Origin of the sequence: Candidatus Roseilinea sp. NK_OTU-006, assembly GCF_012931985.1 — a bacterium.
In the GTDB taxonomy this organism is placed as follows: domain Bacteria; phylum Chloroflexota; class Anaerolineae; order J036; family Brachytrichaceae; genus JAAFGM01.
The window spans coordinates 1-15507 of the sequence record NZ_JAAFGM010000013.1 but is presented as its reverse complement, the minus strand read 5'-3'; the positions used below and the strand labels follow the sequence as shown (position 1 = coordinate 15507).

The window sequence follows — 15507 nt, the reverse complement described above, 5'->3', positions numbered from 1 at the left end:
GTTGCGGCGCAGTGCGGACGGTTGCGCAGGCTCACGCGTACTGCCCCTGATCCCAGAACTCCTGGAATTTGGCCAGCCCGTCGCGCGTGTAGGGATGGTCGAAGGCGTCTTTATAGACGCTCAGCGCAGCAGTGACGATGTCCGCGCCGGCGACGGCGGCGTCGGCGATCTGTCGCCCGTTGCGCACGGCGGCCACCAGCACCTCCGTCTTGAAGCCGTAGTTGTCGCGGATCTGAACGATGTCGGCGATCAAGTCGCGCGTCTCTTCGGCGTTGGCTTCCTTCCAGCCGATGAACGGCGAGACGTAATACGCGCCGGCACGCATGGCGGCCAGCGCCTGCACGGCGTTGAAGATCAAGGTGACGTTCACGCGGATGCCGTCCTTGGCCAGGATCGGAATCGCCTTGAAGGCCGGCTCGATGCAGTGCAGCTTGATCACGAAGTTGGGGTGCAGAGACGCCAGCTTGCGCCCTTCGCACACGAACTCATCTACCGTCCTGTAGTGCGGGTTGACTTCCACCGAGACCGTCTTCGTGGTGCCTTCCACCAGCTTCCCGATCTCGCGAATCACCTGCAACATCGGCTTGCCGGAAGCGAGGATGTGGCGCGGGTTGGTCGTCACGCCGTCAATGTCCCACAGGTCGAGCGCATAGGCGATTTCGTCTACGATAGCGCTGTCAAGAAAGAACTTCATAGCGTTTGAAACTCTCCACTACGGTTACTGTGTGAACGATGACATCTCGCCATGCGCTCAGCGGCCGCCGAACCCCGTCAGCGCGATGCCTTGCACAAAGTAGCGCTGGGCGACGATGAACAACAGCAGCGCCGGGATGAGCATCAGGGTGCTGGCCGCGAACACCAACTCCCAGTTGGCTACATTGGAATCGTTCAGGGCGCGCACGCCGAGCGCGAGCGTCCAGTTGTCGAGCCGGTTCAGGTAGATCAGCGGGGTGAGGAATTCGTTGTAGTGCTGAATCAGGGCGAACACAGCGATGGTGGCGATCACCGGCTTGCACAGGGGCAGGATCACATGCCACAAAATCTGCCAGCGGTTGGCGCCGTCAATCGTCGCGGCCTCGTCCAGCTCCTTCGGGATGCCGCGCAGGAACTGATACATCAGAAAGACATAGAGCGTGGTGAGCGCGAACCAGAACGGCACGGTGAGCGGCGCGAAGGTGTCAATCCAACGGAAGGTGCGGAACATGATGAAGCGCGGGATGAGCGTCACGATGTCCGGCAGCATGATCGTCGCCACCATCAGCGCGAAGAGGATGCGCCGGCCGGGGAATTCCACGCGCGCCAGCCCGTAGGCGACGAGCGCCGTTGAGACCACCGTGCCGAACACCGCCAGCACAACGACGACGAACGTGTTCCAGGCAAACTTTGCAAAGGGCAGCGTCTGGAACACCTTCGCGTAGTTGCTCCATTGCGGCGACTCCGGAATCCACACGATCGGATGCTGGAAGACCTCGGTCGAAGCCTTGAGCGATGACGAGATCATCCAGAAGGTCGGCGCGAGGAAGGTGATCAGGCAGACGGTCATCACGATCTGCAGGATGACCAGGCCGGCGATGCGGCTGAGCTGCCGGCTGCCGGGCCGACCGGTCGCCAGCGAGGGCGTTATAGCTTGCGTAGCCATTAGTCCGAGTAATACACCCAGCGCTGCGAGAGCCTGAACTGGGCAATCGTGAAGCCGATGACGATGATGAACAGCTCCCACGAGAGCGCAGCGGCGTAGCCCATGTTGAAGAACTGAAAGCCCTCGCGGTAGATGTTGAGCACGGCGAACAGCGTGGCGTTTTGCGGGCCGCCGTCGGTCATGATCAGCGCCGGCACGAAGATTTGGAACGAATTGATGACGGCGATCACACAGTTGTAGAAGATCAGCGGCGTCATGAGCGGGATGACGATGCTGAACAGCCGGCGCACCGGACCGGCGCCGTCAATGCTCGCCGCCTCCAGCAGCGACTGCGGAATGTTGCCCAGGCCGGCGATGAAAATCACCATCTGCCGCCCGATCATCCAGAACGACATGAGGATGAAGGCGGGCTTGGCCAGGGCGGGGTCGAAGAGCCACTTGGCCGGCGGAATGCCGAACCAGCCCAACGCCTCGTTCAAGATGCCGAATTCGGGGTGGAACACGCGCTGCCACACCACCGCGCTGGCGACGAGCGGCACGATGATCGGCAGGTAGAAGCCAGCCCGATACAGGTCGCGCAAGCGAATCGCCTGCGTCAACGCCAGCGCCAGCGTGAACGAGATGACGAGCTGGATCGGCACGGCGAAGACCGTATAGAACGCGCTGTTGTATAGGCTGAGCTGCGCCGTCGGGTGGGTGAGCGCCTTGATGTAGTTGTCCAGGCCGACGAATGTCGGCGCGCCGATCAGATTCCATTTGTGAAAAGACAACCAGATCGCGTATAGCATCGGGAAGGCCGTGAAGACGAGGAATCCGATGATGAACGGCGAGGTCAACAGGTAGCCATCCAGCCAATCGCGCAGCCTGGCGCGCCCGATGCGCCGCGTTTGCGGTTTTGCCTGCGCCTGGGTGATCGCTGCCATCGCGCCCTCCGGTGATGAGCCGCGTATCGCGCATCATGCCGGCGCGCGATGCGCGATACGCCCGCCGCGCATGCCTACTGCTTCGACTTCCAGTACTCGTCGAGCATGGCCTGCAGGCCCGCGTCCACCTTGGGCAGCACTTCCGCCGCCGTAGCGCTCCCGCCGATGAGCGGATCCCAGCCGACCGGCTTGACCACCTCGCTCCACATCTTCGAGCGCGGGATGCCGCCCACGACGTCCACCTCCGAAAGGTTGAAGGCCTCCAGCAGCGCCTTGCCGTTCTTCACCTCGAAGCGCTCGGTCACCACCGGCAGCCAGAAGTTTTCGATCAGCGCGCTGGTGTTGGGGATGCGGCCGGTGATCTGCGAGTAGATCTTGTTGCCCTCCTCGCCGGCCATGAACGAGGCAAAGTCCCACGCCGCTTGGAGTTGATCGCCCTTGAGCAGCGCGACGCCTTCGGTCCAGCCGCGGTGCCGGCGTTTGCCTTCGCCGATCTTCGGCATGAGCACGATATCGAACGGCACGTTCTTCTTGTCCTCGCGCAGTTGCGGGCTGTTGAGCGCAGGGAAGAACCACGGGCCTTCGTATTTCATCGCCACGTTGCCGGTCTGGATGGTGTTGGCGCCGCCTTGCAGGTCGGCCGGCGTCGGCGCGATCTTCATCTTGTAATACACGTCCGATGCCATCTTCTGCACAATATCCACGATCTCCGGCTGGTTGAACATCGCCTTCTTCGGATCGTAGAGCTGGTCGAACTCCTGTTTGCCGGTCAGGCGAATCCAACCGATGTCGCGGAACCAGTTGCCGTTGGCCTGCAAGCCGTACATCTTCTTCTCGGGATTGGTCAGCTTGGTCGCCAGATCAATGAACTGGTCGAACGTCCAATCGTCGGTGGGGAACTCCAAGCCGGCTTCTTCAAACGGCTTGCGCGCGTAGAACATCAACATCGCTGCTCGCTGCAGTGGGATGAGATAGCGCTTGCCGTTGCGCATCGTCGTGCCCTCGATGCTTGCGACGCCCTCGGGGTACACGTCTTTGAAGTACGGGTTAGCGTTCACGAACTCGTCAATCGGCGCCAGCACGTCCTGATCGGCGTAGGGTTGCCATTCCCATCCCTGGAACGAAGACACGCCGGGCGGCGTGCCGCCGGCGATGCTGGTCTGCAGTTTGGGATAGAAGTTCGCGTTGGGTTCGGCGACCGGCGTGACGTTCACCGTCACGTTGGGCGCGATTTCCTTGTAGCGCTTCACCAGCGCCTCCCAGGCCGGGATATCGGCGTTGTCGCCCCAGGCCAGGAAGTCCACTGTGGCCGGCGCTGCGGCCGGCGCCGTGGTCGGCGCGGCTTCGGGCGGCGATGGCGCTTGGGCAGGGGGCTGTGCAGCCGGCATGGCAGGCGGCGCAGCGCACGCGGCCAGCGCAGCCAATCCTGCGCCTTGTGCGCCTAGGACGAGAAAGCGGCGGCGCGAAATTCGGACAGATGAAGTCTTCTTCGAGTTCATATCCTTTCCTCCTGGAAATTCATTGCTTGAGCAATAGCCAACTTTTCGGTCAATCGCGATAGCGCGCTGCGTGGAATCAACCGCCTATTTCCTTTCCCAAACGATCACCTCCTTAGCGCCTGTCAAGTCAGCGAGGGCAGCGCCTGCGCCGACCCAGAATTGCTCCGTCCTGTCTGTTTTCGGGTGGCCCTTTGCCGTCGTCTCTTGTGTCCTGCCCGTCAGAGCGATAGCGTCGGCATGTCGAGCATCCTGGCCAGCGCACGCAGCGCGGCGGTGTGATCGCCGTAAGCCAGGGCAATGTGGTGTTCCAGGCCTTCCGCCATGATCGTCGCGAGCACGTCGCCCACCGGCCGGTCGAAGCGCAGCACGCCGGATGTGCCGCTGAAGCTAGGCGGCGCAGCCAACATCTCGCCGCCACCGATGACCAGGCGTAGATCGCCGCCCGATTGGCTCAGGCGCGCAATCGTCACCCGGCCCGGCTTCAAGGCAAACTCCATCACCAGCGGCAGCCGGCGGTTGGCGTGCAGCCCGCCCCGCACTGCGCCGCTGGGATCGGCCATCGTCAACGGCGCTTGTCCGCAATGCCAGACGACGGCGCTGTTCTCTTGTGTGTGACATTCGACCAAGTCGGTGCCGAAAGCCGGCTCGCCGCTGATCCATTGCAAAATGAGCTGGGTGAGCGCGCCGTTGGCATCGGCCTCGCAACCGCACGGCAGGCAATCGGTGTTCAACAGGGCCATGGCGCCGCATGCGGCGCAGCCCAGCTCGGTGAAGAACTCCGGCCAACAGCGCACGGCCAGCGCGTCACACCCCGCTGCTTCGGCCAGTTGTCTGAGCGCAACGTAGACCGCCAGCGTGCCGTCCACCGGTTCGCGCGGGAGCGCGTCGAGGCCGGCGATGCGCGCGCCGAGCTGCTCGCGCAGCGCGCCGACCTGCCCGTTGACCGCGCGGGCGCGCGCGAAGACCTCGGTGAGTTCAAAATGCGCCACTTCCACCCCCAGTCGCCGGCGCAGGCGTTCGACGTCGAGGCGGCAGCTCTCGAAGCCGGGCGGGTGCTCGCCGACGACGCCGAGCCGCGTCGCGTGCAGCAAGCGTCGTGCGCGGCCGGCCTTGGCGACAGCGGTGATCTGCGCGATCGCCTGCGCGTCGTCGGGTGGCGCATACACCCAGTGGTAGTTCACCCCGCGCAGCCTCAGCGCGTGCGCAGCCAGGTTGATGCCGCATAGCGAATTCAGCCGCAATCGCCCGCCGGTGCGCGCCTCGGGCATCGCCCACATCAGCAGCGGCGCGTCGCAGCGCTCGGTCAATCGCACCGCGAATGTGCTATCGGTGAAGGTGGCTTGGAAGCCGATCAGCACATCGAGGGGGTTATCGGCAAGCGCGCGCGTCATGGCGTCCAACGTGTCCAGGTCGGTTGCCAGGTGCGCGTTGCCGATCAGCTCGAACCCAGCGCGTTCGAGCGCTGTGCGCGCGGCGCGCATGACCTCCTCGGCCCGTGCGAGGTCGAACGTCGTGCGGGCGTAGGCGACGAAGCCGGCGCGGAGCTTGTCTGTGGCGCAGTGCGCTGCGATCATGCGTCCTCCAGTTGGTAGAAGAACTTGCTCAGCGCCAACGCGGCCGCGCCGATCACGCCGGCGCGCCAGCCGAACTGGGTGGGGCGCACGCGCACCCGGTCGCCCAGGCTGGCGAAGGCCTGCTCCCGCATGACGCGCTCGGCCACCGGCAGGAAGAACTCGCTGCCCTGGGCGAACATGCCACCCAGCAGGATTAACTCAGGGTTGAGCACGTTCACCAAGTTGGCCAGTGCGATCCCCAGGTAACGCGCGCGATCTTCGAGCAGCCCAAGCGTTGAGGCGTCGCCTTCGCGGGCGGCGGCGAAGATGCGTTCGATGGGTTTAGCCCGGCCGTCCTGCCGCAGGGCGCGCGCCAGCGCGCCGCGCGGACGTCGGCGCGCCAGCCGCTCCGCCTCGCGGACGAGCACCGGCTCGGAGATCAGCGTCTCCAGGCAGCCGCGCCGGCCGCACATGCACCGGTCGCCGCCGTCGGGGATCATCACGGTGTGGCCGATCTCACCGGCGCCCGCCCCGCTGCCGCGGAAGGGGCGTCCGTTGACCACAAAGCCGGCGCCCACGCCGATGCGGCCGTAGACGAACGCCAACACGCCGGCGCCGCGCCCGCTGCCGAACAATGCTTCGCCCAGCGCCATGGCGCGGACGTTGTTATCTACCGTGGTGGGCAGGCCAAGGCGGTCGTGCATCCACGCCCGCACCGGCACGTCCCGCCAGCCCAGGTTGGGCGCAAACACATTGACGCCGGCTTCATAGTCCACCAGCCCTGATGCGCCAATGCCTAGGCCGATCAGACGGTCGAGCTGGATGTTGCTATTGGCGATGGCTCGCTTCACCAGCACGGCGATCTGGCTCAAGACGCGCGCGGCTGGCGCGCCCACGTCGAATTCGGCGATGGTGTTGTGGATGATCTCGGCGTGCAGGTTGACCACGGCGACGCGCAAGATGCCGATGCCGATGTGCACGCCGACGGCGTGACGCGCGTTGGGGTTGATGCGCAACGCGGTGCGCGGTCGGCCCACCCGCCGGTGGCCGTTGTGACGCGCGGTTTCGCTTTCGTCTTCCACGACGATGCCGTGCGCCAGCAAGTCGTCAATCAGATGGGTGATCGTGGTGTTGGAGAGGGACGTGCGCTCGGCGAGTTGAACGCGCGAGACGCTGCTGGCGTCGAGGAACTGGTTGAGCACGGCGCGCAGGTTGTGCGCGCGCACCAGGCTGGCATTGCTCCCGGCGAATGTCGGCTTGGACACGGCGGCGCCTCGATAATTTCTCAAATTGAGAAAGTAATCAGATTGTAAGGGCAGGCGTGGCGGATGTCAAATGTGGCCCGGATAGAGGGTGTAGCGCAGAAATGTGGGCGAGCTTTTCTACGGCAGGGGCAAAATAGGGGACAATGAAGACATCACCCGCACCTAACGACGCGCAGCGGCGCGGCCCGTTCCTGGCCCTGGCGCCTAAGCCTATGAAGAATGGGAGACATGGGATGACCAGCCTTCGGACGCCGCGTCCGCTGAGATCGAAGCCCGGGCCTGCCCGATGCGGCAGGCGTTGGTGAGCCGGGGGTTGGGGATTCTGAATCAATTGTGGAAGCGATGCGCGGACTGCCTCAGGCTGAGGCGGCGGAGTTGGCGGGCTACTTTGCCGGCGAGGGTTGCAGGCATGAATGGTTGCGTGCGTGATATGAACCCGCTGCGTGCTTTGCGTTCGCCGACAATCGGCGTCGTGCTGCTGTGCGCCGCGCCGACGCTCATTTACGTCGGCATGTTGCTGGGGTATCCCCAACGCGACCTGCTGATCCTGTGGAAGCGCGACTTTGGCATCGCGCCGGCAGTGGCGCTGGCCATCGCGCTGACCACAGGCATACATCTCATCCTGGCTTGGCTGCTGTTAGAGCGCCGCCCCGGACGCTTGGGCCGTCTGCGACGATGGGCGTTGGTCGGGCTTGTGCTCGCCGTTAGTCTGGCGTTGCAGTGGTTCGTGACGGCGGCAACCGAGCCCGATGTGCTCGCCGGCCTCGCCCGCCGCACGTTCTCCTGGGCGACCGGCGGCTACTGGACCGTCGGCGCAGGCGTGACCGATGTGCGCGAGTTCCTTGCGCATTACGTGGAGCGCGCGCCTTCGTATCCTGTGCATGTGTCCCGCCATCCGCCTGCACTGGCCCTGGTCTTCACACTCGGCACGTGGCTGTTCGCCCGCTGGCCCGGGATTGCGCAGCCGATCGCCGATTGGCTTCGCCCGCACAGTTGCCTGAGTTGGGTGAGCGTGGACGCGCCCGCGCCGATGATGGCCGGCGCAGCGCTGGGCATGGCGGTGGAGATCGTCACGGCGATGGCGGTGATGATCCCGCTCTTTGCGTGGGTGCGCCGCATTGCCGATGAGCGAACGGCGGCTTGGGCGGTGGTGCTTTATCCGTTGATGCCCGGCTTCAGCCTGTGGGTGTCGCAGTTCGACCGTGGCGTGGCGCTGGCGACGCCGACCATCTTATACTGCTGCGAGCGCCTGGCGGTCGAGCGACGGTTGCGCTTTGCGTTCCTGGCGGGGTTGGCCTTCTCGGCAGCGACGTTTGTGACCTTTGGCGCAGCGCCGATTGCGCTGATGGCGGCGACCTACACGCTGGCGCGATGGTGGCAATTGCGCAACGGCCTGAGCAACGAGGCGGTGCGCTGGCTGGCCGGGGCGGGGGCGATGGCGCTGATCGGCAGCGCCTCCATCTGGTTGGCAGTTTACGCCTGGGCGGGGTTAGACCCGCTCGCGTTGTACCGCGTAGTGTTCGACAGTCACCTGGGCATCGAATTTCCCTTTTGGCCGTTTGTCTTTTGGCACCCCTGGGACATGCTGACGATGATCGGCCTGCCGGTTGGGATGCTGGCACTGTTTGCTGGCTGGCGACACACGCTGCCGTTGACTGCGGCGTTCACGACGACGCTGGTCGTGCTTTCACTGGCGCATGTGGCCCGCGCCGAGACCGGCCGCGTGTGGTTGTACTTCGGCCCGCTCGGCGTCGCTGCGGCGGCGTGGGTGTGGGTGAACCTATCACGCCCGGCGCGTGCGGCGGTGCTGGCGCTGTTAGCGTTGCAACTCATCGTTCAGTCGGCAGTGCTGCGCGTGTTGGTGGACTACGGCCACACGCCAGAGTCATTGCCCGGCGCCGAGCTGCCGCCCGACGCCATCGCAGTGGACACGCGCTTCGGCGCGGATGGCCATATCGCGCTGCTGGCGTATCAGCTTCAGCCGTTGGAACGCGGCAGAGAGGGACGCATCGTCTTGTTTTGGCAACGAATGTCCGAGCGGCCGATCGCCGTGCCCTACAAGGGCTTTGTGCATGTGGCCATAGATGAGAGCGATCAGGTGCGCGTTGCCCAGCACGATGAAATGCCGATGCGCTCTCAGTTCCCCACCACGTGCTGGCAATTGGGCCAGGTGGTGCGCGACGAGATGCCGCTCTACATCGCGCCCGATACGCCCCCTGGCTCATACCCTGTCTTCGTCGGCTTGTACGATTATTGGACCGGCCAGCGCCCGCCCACGTTTGCCTCGCCGCCCGCGCGTTCCTTGCACGGTTCGGTGCTGCTGCCCACACTGGCCGTTGTGCGCTGAACCCCTGCCTCGGCATTGGTCGTGCGCCAGCCTGTTTACAGCGGGCTTACAATGCGCTTGGCTGATGTCTGGTTTGCTTTCTCCCCAGCTTGTGCGCGGTATGCTGCGCCTCTGGTCCAGCCCGCAGGCGCTGGCGCAGCATCCGCTGGCCCGCTCACACATGGTTGCCGCTGTGCAGGCCGAGCAAGGCTGCGATGCCGTGGCGGCGCTGCGCCATCTCATCGAACGCGCCATCGAGCTGGCCTGGCCGCACGATATGGCCGAATGGCGCGGCCGCCGCAAGCGCATGTTGATTGAGGCGCATTACCTGCGCGGCGAACCCCTCAAGCAAGTCTCCGAGGCCCTCCACTTGAACGAGCGCAGCGCCCGGCGCGTGTTGGGCGAGGCGCTGGACGATTTGGCTGCCGCCATCAACCAACTGGAACAGCGCGCGCTTGAAACGCCGGCCGCCCTGCGCGTCAACCTGGCGCCCTCGCTGGCTCAACATCCGTTGCTCATCGGGCGCGAGGAGCTGTTGGCCCAGATTGTGGATCGGCTCACCCAGCCTGCGCCGGTGGTCGCCCTGTGGGGCATGCCCGGCATCGGCAAGAGCGCGTTGTTGACCTACGCGGCCAATCATGCGCAGGTGATCCGGCAATTTCCCGACGGCGTGCTGTGGGCCGACTTGGGGCCGGCGCAGGCCACGCCGGCCGAGCTATTGCGAAACTGGAGCAGCGCGCTGGGCGCGAGTGTGCTCGACTTGGCGGCGCTCGGCGACGATGTGCGAATGCTCTCCGGGTGGGTGCAGCGCGCCTTGGCCGATCGGCGCATGTTGATCGTGCTGAACGACGTGGACGACATCGCGCGGGCGCGGGTGCTGCTGCTTGGCGGGCCGGCGTGTGGCTATCTCATCGCTGCGCGGCGCGTCGAGGTCGCCGTCGCGCTTGCTCCGGTGCATCATGTTGCAGTTCCTTTGTTCTCCCCGCAACAGGCGCGCGCGCTGCTGACCACGCTGGCCCCTGTGCTGGCCGAGGTGGGGGCCGAAGCGCTAGAGCCGATCTTGGAATGGTGCGGCGGGCTGCCCTTGGCGCTTGTGTTGGTGGGGCGTTACCTGGCGCGCGTGACGCATGCCCAACAACCCCGTCGCCTGCGTGCGGTCTTAGATCAGCTTCGCGACGTGCGCGGTCGCCAAACCTTATTTACCGGCGCAGAGGGCGCGCCCTGGGGTGAATTAGGCCGAATCGTGCAGGCCCAGATCGCCCAGCTTGCTCCATCGCATGCCCGCGCGCTGTATAGCCTGGCGGCGCTGCCGCCGCGCCCGGCAGAATTTGACGAGACGACGGTGCTGACGATGCTGGCCGGCGATGTGAGCGCGCTCGATGCCCTGGTGGACGCCGGCCTGCTGACCTGCGCCGGCGGGTGGTACAGCCTGTACCCGGTGGTGCGCGATGTGATGTGGGCTGATGCACGCGCCGCCGAAGCGCGGCAGATTGGCCAAGCGCGCCTGCTGGAGATCGCGCAGGCCGTGGCCGAGGGCAAGTCGCGCATCGCCGATTTTGCCCCGCATGAGCGCGCGTTGCTGTTGGCCGCCGTCAACACGGTGGTAGAGGAGGGCCACGCTGCGGTGGCGCGCGCCCTGGCCCTGCGCGTCGCACCCATCCTGGACGCCTGCGGCCGGCTGCACATGGCCGACGCGCTGCTGACCTTGGGCGGATCGAGCGGCGCGCAGGATGCCGACGCAGTGCAGTTGAAAGCGTGCCACGCGCGCATTCTGGCGCGACTGGGGCGGCTGGATGCAGCCAAGGCGCAAGCCGAACAGGCATTGGCGCTGGCCGAGGTCAACGCGCCGGCGCTGCTTCCCTTGGCGCTGGCGGCCCAGGCCCAGGTCAGGCTCAGCAGCGGCCATGTGGCCGGTGCGTTGGAAGCGTGTGCGCGTGGGCTGGCGCTTGACCCGCCTGCGCCGGAGGTCAAGCTGTTGCTGCTGCGCTTGCGCGGCTCTGCCTTGGTCAACCTGGGGCGCTATACCGAGGGCGCGGACGTGCTGCGCCAGGCACTGGAGCTTGCCCGGGCGCATGGGCTGCTGGAGGAACAAGCGCGGCTGACGTATGCGCTGGCGGCTGTGGCGCGTCAACAGCGGCGTTACGATGAAGCCGAGATCGTGGCCGAGCAGTGTCTGCACCTGGCGCAGCAGGCCGAGATGAGCGAGCAGGAGGTCCTCGCCTTGACGCTGCTGGGCATCGTGGCGAACGAGCGCGGGCAGCCAGCGCGCGCTGCGACCTGCTTTGCCCAGGCAGAGCCGCCGGCGCGGCGGTTGGGCTTGCCTTATCTTCTGATCTTCTTGCGGCACGCGCAAGGGGTGTTGGCGATGCGGCAGCAAGACTGGTCGCGGGCCGAGGCCGCCTTGCGCGAGGCGCTGGCTCATAGTATGACCGCGGGCTGGAGCGGGTTGGCGGGCAATGTCTCCATCGAGCTGGGGGAATGTCTGCTGGCGATGGGACAGCCGGCACAAGCCGAGGCGGTGTGCTGGGAGGGGTTGGCGCGCGCCGAGGCGGGGGGCTACGCCGACGTGGCTGCGTTGCTGAAGTATGTGTTGGCTCGAGCGGCTTATGCGCGGGGCGAGGTGGAGGCTGCGCGCCGGCTGGCGGAGGCGACGCTGGCCCAGGTGCAACGCTCTGGGCACTATCGGGCGGGGGAGATTGCAGCCTGGGCAGCGGCGACGCTCGCGTGAGCGTGCGGCGCGCTGGGCCTGGGCGTTACGTTATTTTGTCATTTTTGTGACCTTGCGCTGCGACGCCTGAAGTATTAGAATTGTCGTGTGGTGACTGCTCAGGCGCGCTATTGCTCAAAGATGCGCAGCGGTTGCGCTGCTGAAAGAGGCTAGATATGTCGAAGGAGTTAAAAGCGATGCAAACGCGACGACGATTGGGTTTAGTCGTGGCCGGCACCGTGTTGCTGGCCGGTGTGTGGGGCGCGATGCCGGCCCGGCCGGCCCAGGCCGCCCCGACCCCCCCGGCCGGGAGCTGGCCGTTCTTCCGCTACGACATGCAGCGCACCAACCGCGTGCCGCCGGCTGTGGCGAGCGCGAACATCAGCCAGCCGGCGATCAAGTGGTCGTATCCCGTAGGCGGCGCGCCGGGGGCCTGGGTGGAGGACATCACCGGCCCGGGCGGCCTACCCGACGGCCAGCCGGAGGTGATCGTCGCGGCCGGCGGGCGCGTGCGCGCCTTTGACCCGCGCAACGGCAATCTCTTGTGGATAAGCAACCTGCTTCCCAATCTGCATGGGATATCTGCAGCAGCCAACGTGGACGGCAGCACCGATGGCAGCGTCGAACTGGTGTTTAACGCATCGTTCGCGCGGGCATATATCCTGGCCGGCGCGAGCGGCGCCTTGTTGTCCACCATTGCTATTGCTGCGTCTGGTGACTCATACGGCTATAGAGTGCTCGACGCCGACGGTGACGGCAAATACGCGGCGCTGCAAACGGGTTTCAACAACGCTCAGGCCGTGTTCAGCTTCGCCGGCGGCGCGAGCAACCCCGTCCAGGTGGCGACGCTGAATTTCGGCGATGGCCCCGGCCCAGCTCGGGCCCGCTGGCCTTACGTGGGTGATGTGAACGGGGACGGCAACAAAGAAATTCTGTATCCCAACGACAGCCCGCGCATCTATGTGGTTGATCCGAACACCTGGGGCTTCGTGCCGGTCACGATAACCGGTATGCAGAATACTTATCTTTACGAAAAACAGGTCATCATCACTGATGTCCTGGTTGGCCCGAGTTATCCCGGCGAAGAGGTGCTGATCAGTTTAACAAATCCGGGAGATACAAGCTACGCTGGCGTGGCGTTGGCTAGCATCGGTGGCATAGCTCCGACCTATGTTGTCACCACCTACTGGGTGGATGGCTCGCCGTCGGTTTACATTCCTCACAGCCTGGGGGTGGCGCAGCTTGACGGCAGCGGCGACCGCGAGGTGATCGTGTCGCGTTATATGAGCGGCGCCTGGACCACTCAGGTGCGCAATGCGTTGAACGGCAATGTGCTGGCCACCGCAAGTAACCAGCAGTACTGTGGGACGTCGAACCTGGATGCGGATGCTGCCGACGAGCTGGTGTTGTGCGAGCTGGCGGGGGCCAATGCCATTGCTTATGTCTACGATTACGATTCGATCAACGGCAGCCTGCAACTCAAATGGCAGCGCACCGTGCGCAGCGTGCTGCGGGTGGACGCAGACTTCGACGGCGATAACCAGAACGACGTGTTGGCGCTGGAAGGGAGCGGCCTGGCCTTTGTGGTGTATCGTGGCATTGACGGTCAGGAGATCCGCCGCTTTAATTTCCCGGGTGGGGTGTCGCATAACTTGAGCTATGTCGGCGCGGTGGGTGTCGCCGGCACCGTTGAGCTGGTGGTGACGGGCGCCGATGGCTACGTGCGCTACCTGGACAACACGCTGACGGTGCAGCGCGCGTTCTACGCCGGCCAGGGCGTGGTCATCCCGTACGTGGTGGACACCAACGGCGACAACAAGAACGAGGTGGTGCTGGTCAACGGCGCTGACTCCTTGCAAAACCTCGATCCGTTCACCGCCACGCAGCAGGCGGCACCGCGCGTCAACTGGTCCTATCCGCTCGGGCTGGCCGGGCGGGCGCTGGCTGACGATTGGCTTGGAAAATGGCACCCGGTGAATCTGGATTCGGCCGGGCCCTGGGAGTATCCCTTGGTGGATCGCTCGCAAGCCCCCACGCTGACGCTGTTCTTGCTGCAGAAAGATCCGATCAGCGGCGTAGAGAGCATTCTGGCCAGCGGCACGTTGGTCGCAGATGCCTCATGGCGCCCCATAAACCTACTGGCGATAGGCGATTTCAACGGCAGCGGCGATGGCAACCTGGAGATGTTTGTGTCCTTCGGTTATCTAAGTCATGGCCGGATGCTACAACGCAGCGGCACCAGCCTTCAGGTGATGTGGGCGTATAGCAACACATGGTGGACTGCCAATAATTCATTGCAAGGAGCCGTGGCGGATGCCAACGGGGACGGTGCCGACGATCTTGCGTGGGACTATCAGGGTTTCAATGCGTCCATCGTTGACGGCACCAACGGCAATGTCATCGCCAATGCCGGTATGGAATGGCTCCACCAACCGATGCTCGGCAACGTGGACGCTGACCCGACGCTGGAGGCCGTGTATGCTGCTTCTACTGGCGGCCAATTTGTGGTGGCCAACTATGCGCCAAGCTTTTCAGGGGGGGTGAGTTTCTCACGTTGGATTCCTGGTTCATCTCGGGTCGCGGCGCTGGCTGACGCCAGCCTGAGCGAGCCTGGGCTGGAGATCCTGTATCGCGTTGAGGGGGTGCTGGGGGCGATGTCCGGCATCGACGGCGCGGACATCTACACCCGCGCGCTGGGTGTGTCGTTTGATACGGGCACGTGTCAGACGAACATCAATAACCCGATGTCCTATGCAGGCCATCAGCTTGCCACGCTCGAGGCGCTGTGCCCCGGCGCGGGGCGCTTTGCGGAGATCAACGATATGGTTGTGGCGGACGTGGACGGCGACGGCAAGGACGAAATCCTGGCCGCCTCGGAGAACGGCTACCTGTATGCGCTGAACGCTGAGAACGGCAGCCTGCTGTGGGGCTATAACTTCTACTATCCCGCCCGCCGGGTGATCGCCGCCAACGTGGACGCTGATCCGCAGCTCGAGGTGCTGGTGAGCGTGGCGGACGGCTTCCTGTATGCGCTGGAGCAGCAGAGCTTTGCCAAGCCGCAGAGCGCGTGGGACGGCCCCAGTCCGGTGATCAACGACGACGCCGACGTGCAGGTGTCGCAGGCGTGCTACACCGGCCACTGGCGGGCGACGAGCGATCCGTTCCTGGGTCAGCCGGCGGGGTATCGGGTTGCGCTGCGCGACGAGGGCGGCGCGCTGATGACCGATGGCTACCTGAACGTGGCGCACACGCCTGGTGCGACGGTGATGGGGGTGACGCTGTGCGTGAACGACCCCAACCCGCAGCGGCGATTGGTGTCGAACCTGATCCCGGGGCGGCGGTATTTCCTGGAGGTGATCAGCTACAAAGGGGCGAACGCCTCCGGGCCGACGTTCACGGATAGCATTCTGGTGGCGAACTTTGGCAGCCTGGAGGGGAGCGTGAAGGCGGTGACGCCGGGGACGACGGCGCCGGGCGGGACGCTGACGTGGCAGGTGGTGGTGCGGAACAGCACGGCGGCGGCGTCGGAGGCGCAGGTGTTCGACCCGATTCCGATGAACACGACGTATGTGCCCGGTTCGGCGAGCGCGACGTA

8 protein-coding genes and 1 pseudogene are annotated in these 15507 nt (G+C 65.2%); 3 read left to right on the top strand and 6 right to left on the bottom strand.

Annotation, left to right across the window (positions count from 1 at the left end; all coding sequences use genetic code 11):
• Nucleotides 1-31 precede the first annotated feature (31 nt).
• The 6 genes from GXH28_RS08700 to GXH28_RS08675 form a co-directional block, all read right to left on the bottom strand.
• Nucleotides 32-694 carry a transaldolase family protein gene (locus tag GXH28_RS08700; protein WP_169238639.1) on the bottom strand — a complete coding sequence of 221 codons (663 nt, stop codon included), beginning with the start codon at nucleotides 692-694 and terminating at the stop codon, nucleotides 32-34.
• Between the two features lie 57 nt (nucleotides 695-751).
• Entirely contained in the window at nucleotides 752-1639 is an 888-nt protein-coding gene (locus tag GXH28_RS08695; protein ID WP_169238638.1) for a carbohydrate ABC transporter permease, read from the bottom strand.
• A complete protein-coding gene (locus GXH28_RS08690) occupies nucleotides 1639-2562 on the bottom strand; it encodes a carbohydrate ABC transporter permease (RefSeq protein ID WP_169238637.1) in 924 nt (307 codons plus the stop codon). Before GXH28_RS08690 ends, GXH28_RS08695 begins: the two co-directional genes overlap by 1 nt.
• Nucleotides 2563-2636: 74 nt before the next feature.
• Nucleotides 2637-4061 (bottom strand): extracellular solute-binding protein, encoded by a 1425-nt coding sequence (locus tag GXH28_RS08685; protein WP_169238636.1) that lies wholly within the window; start codon nucleotides 4059-4061, stop codon nucleotides 2637-2639.
• Nucleotides 4062-4279: 218 nt separating this feature from the next.
• Nucleotides 4280-5635 carry an L-fucose/L-arabinose isomerase family protein gene (locus GXH28_RS08680; protein ID WP_169238635.1) on the bottom strand — a complete coding sequence of 452 codons (1356 nt, stop codon included), beginning with the start codon at nucleotides 5633-5635 and terminating at the stop codon, nucleotides 4280-4282.
• Nucleotides 5632-6879, bottom strand: a complete 1248-nt coding sequence (locus tag GXH28_RS08675) for an ROK family protein (RefSeq protein WP_169238634.1) — start codon at nucleotides 6877-6879, stop codon at nucleotides 5632-5634. The genes GXH28_RS08680 and GXH28_RS08675 overlap by 4 nt, the downstream gene beginning before the upstream one ends.
• A gap of 448 nt (nucleotides 6880-7327) precedes the next feature.
• On the opposite strand from GXH28_RS08675, the gene GXH28_RS08670 reads away from it, so the two are divergent.
• The 3 genes and pseudogenes from GXH28_RS08670 to GXH28_RS08660 form a co-directional block, all read left to right on the top strand.
• On the top strand, nucleotides 7328-9226 hold the full coding sequence (locus tag GXH28_RS08670; protein ID WP_169238633.1) for a hypothetical protein: 1899 nt from the start codon (nucleotides 7328-7330) through the stop codon (nucleotides 9224-9226).
• A 64-nt stretch (nucleotides 9227-9290) separates the two neighbouring features.
• Nucleotides 9291-11933 carry an NB-ARC domain-containing protein gene (locus GXH28_RS08665; RefSeq protein ID WP_169238632.1) on the top strand — a complete coding sequence of 881 codons (2643 nt, stop codon included), beginning with the start codon at nucleotides 9291-9293 and terminating at the stop codon, nucleotides 11931-11933.
• A 155-nt stretch (nucleotides 11934-12088) separates the two neighbouring features.
• A pseudogene (locus tag GXH28_RS08660) lies at nucleotides 12089-15507 on the top strand (hypothetical protein); the annotation flags it as partial.

Excerpts from the sequence above, each read along its gene's own strand:
- GXH28_RS08685 (WP_169238636.1), bottom strand. The coding sequence starts at position 4,061 with ATGAACTCGAAGAAGACTTCATCTGTCCGAATTTCGCGCCGCCGCTTT.
- GXH28_RS08680 (WP_169238635.1), bottom strand. The coding sequence starts at position 5,635 with ATGATCGCAGCGCACTGCGCCACAGACAAGCTCCGCGCCGGCTTCGTC.
- GXH28_RS08690 (WP_169238637.1), bottom strand. The coding sequence starts at position 2,562 with ATGGCAGCGATCACCCAGGCGCAGGCAAAACCGCAAACGCGGCGCATC.
- GXH28_RS08700 (WP_169238639.1), bottom strand. The coding sequence starts at position 694 with ATGAAGTTCTTTCTTGACAGCGCTATCGTAGACGAAATCGCCTATGCG.
- GXH28_RS08665 (WP_169238632.1), top strand. The coding sequence starts at position 9,291 with ATGTCTGGTTTGCTTTCTCCCCAGCTTGTGCGCGGTATGCTGCGCCTC.
- GXH28_RS08695 (WP_169238638.1), bottom strand. The coding sequence starts at position 1,639 with ATGGCTACGCAAGCTATAACGCCCTCGCTGGCGACCGGTCGGCCCGGC.